The sequence below is a fragment of the Roseateles sp. P5_E11 genome (assembly GCF_054049355.1).
On record NZ_JBFUMO010000725.1, the window covers coordinates 1 to 2,491 of the forward strand.

At 67.1% G+C, this 2,491-nt stretch carries 3 protein-coding genes; 1 reads left to right on the top strand and 2 read right to left on the bottom strand.

What is annotated here, in order from left to right; translation table 11 throughout:
• Together ACXJKR_RS29740 and ACXJKR_RS29745 are read right to left on the bottom strand one after the other, a co-directional pair.
• Positions 1-337 (bottom strand): LysR family transcriptional regulator (locus tag ACXJKR_RS29740; RefSeq protein WP_457325909.1); only part of this gene is annotated, 337 nt, incomplete at its 3' end.
• An 84-nt stretch (positions 338-421) separates the two neighbouring features.
• Complete coding sequence (locus ACXJKR_RS29745) at positions 422-1,759, bottom strand: hypothetical protein (RefSeq protein WP_457325910.1); 1,338 nt, start codon at positions 1,757-1,759, stop codon at positions 422-424.
• A gap of 304 nt (positions 1,760-2,063) precedes the next feature.
• Here ACXJKR_RS29745 and ACXJKR_RS29750 point away from each other — a divergent pair.
• Positions 2,064-2,491 (top strand): Yip1 family protein (locus ACXJKR_RS29750; protein WP_457325911.1); only part of this gene is annotated, 428 nt, incomplete at its 3' end.

The window sequence follows — 2,491 nt, forward strand, 5'->3', positions numbered from 1 at the left end:
CCAGATGCGGTGGCAGCGCCTCGGTGATGGCACTGCTGTTGGCGGCGATGCGCAGATGGCCCTTGATGCCCCGCGAAAACTCCATGACCTCGGTCTCGAGTGCATAGAGGGATGCGTGCAGCGAACGGATATGGCGCACCAAGGCGCGGCCTGCCTCGGTAGGTTCGACCCCCCTCGCGCGCCGCTCAAAGAGCTGCACGCCAAGGCGGCTTTCCAGGTCAGACAGGCGCTTGCTGGCGGCTGCCAGCGCCAGGTGTTCCTGGGCGGCGCCGCGCGTGATCGAGCGGGTCTGCTCGATGGCGAGCACGAGATTGAGAGTGGTGAGGTCGTGGCGCATGTTGATCGTCCAACTCCAGCATAGCCTTCGTGAAGATAGAGATTCTGCGCCAGAAAACGACTGGCGTTTCGTGGTTTGCGAAGATCAATGCGGCGCGCTGGCCTGCTTCAACATCCCACGCAGCGCGTTGCGGCTGTGCGCACCGAAATGGCCCAGCAGCTCAGCGATGGCCCGGTGCAAGGCATCGCGTTGACCCTGCAGGTCGCGCGCCARCTCGGGGCCGAACTGGGCTTCGTTGGCAGCAAAGTCCAAATTGGGGTCAGTGACGAATTTCGCCGGCGCGCCGACCACGACGGCTGCATCCGTCGCCGGCCCGGCCTTGAACGCCTCGGCCGCGACGATGTCGCGTACATAGTCGAAACCCCAGGCCGGGTAGCGGCCGTCGCGGGTGGCGTCGCGCAGCGCGAGCTCCAGCGGGCCATCGCGACGCTGCTGCGCGTTGTCGATGATCCAGCGCGTCTGGAACTGCTCCAGCACGAAATGGCGGTTGCTCTGCAGCACGACCAATCCCTGGCGATCCGCTGGCGCGCCCAGCTGGGCCTTGAGGTTGACCCACATCATGTGGCCCAGCGTCGCGCCCGGCGCAGCGCTGGAGTGATAGGGCTGCGTCAGGTCCTCGACATGGTGCAGGGCCATGCCCGCAAAGCGCCAACCCCAATAGGCATGGCCGCTCTGCCAGGCCAACGCGGCCAATGCGCTGTACTGCTGCACGCGCAACTCGGTGAAGGTGCGCGCAAAGCTGGGCGCCAGCGTGTTGAAGACGGCGCCCTGGTGAAAGAAGCCAATGTGGAAAGGCGCCTGCGAGCCGATCGCGACGGCCGCGTTGCCAAAGGGCTGCTTGCCGAAGCCGTAAGCCGGGTCGGCCGGGCTGCCCGGGTTGTCGTCAAAGAGATTGAGGTCGTGGCCGTAGTCGGGCTCGTCGCAGGCCGAGGCCAGCACGGCCAGCGGCGCGACGGTCTCGCCGGGCTGCAGTGTGACGAAGCGCTGGGTCGCGCCCTTGCCCGGGGTGGCGGCACTGACCACGCCGACATCCAGTGCAGGGCGGCCGGCGTCGGGGTTGCGCGGGTCGATCTGCAGATAGAGGGCCAGCCTGGCCTGGGGCGACAGGCGCAGCGCGCGCAGGAAGGCGGCGCGTCGCTCGGCGTCGCTGCGTTTGGCATCGGCCACAAAGCGCAGCGCGTCGGGCCGGGGGGCATGCCCCTTCAGGCGCTCGCGCAGCAAAGCMTCCTGAGCGTCGAGCCGAGCGGCGATGGCCACTTCCTGGTCGCGAAGGAAGTCGACGAGAGGTTCGGCCTTCACGACCGCAACGTTCGCAACCTCGGGCATGCGCTCGAAGGCGCGGTAGCACATGGGGGTGTGGTTGCCCCAGGCCTGCGCGAGGGTCGGCAACAGCAGGGCGAACAGGACGTGGAGGAGGCGCATCGGCGGCAGCGGCATGAGAAGCCGCGCATTCTGGCCCGTGCTGAGCAAACCCTTGCGACCGAACTCACGAAACGGCTTGTGGCCCCCTCGCCTTCCGGTGTGCCACGGGCCGGTGAGCCCAGCGCGGCACGCGCAAGTTTTGCTGCTTGCAGATTACGGGCGGGTACGGTTTCGCAGAAGCGGCGATTCGGGAAGCGCGGCTTCGCCAACGCCAAAGACGTCAGCGCCGCGAGCGGCTTCATGAAAGCCCCATGTGCCACGCAGGTGCCGGCTTCTACGATGCGGCACCCCTGCGGAGATCGCCATGATTCTGGTTCAGCGCATCCAAGACATCCTGCTCAAGCCCAAGGACACCTGGCCGCAGATCGCCCAGGAGACCGCCACGGTGCAGTCCCTGTACAAGGAATGGCTGCTCATCCTGGCGGCGATACCGGCGGTGGCGGGCTTCATCGGCATGTCGGTGATCGGAATGGGTGGCTTCGGCATCAGCTTCCGCGTGCCTTTCGTGAGCGGCCTGGTGCATATGGTGGTGGGCTATGTGCTGTCGCTGGGCATGGTCTACCTGCTTTCGCTGCTGGTGAACGCGCTGGCGCCCACCTTCGGCGGCACGCCCGACCCCCTGGCCGCGCTCAAGCTGGTGGCGTATGGCTGCACGGCTGGCTTCGTGGGCGGGGTGTTCCAGCTCCTGCCCTCGCTGAGCGTGCTGGGCCTGCTGTGCGGGCTCTATTCGAT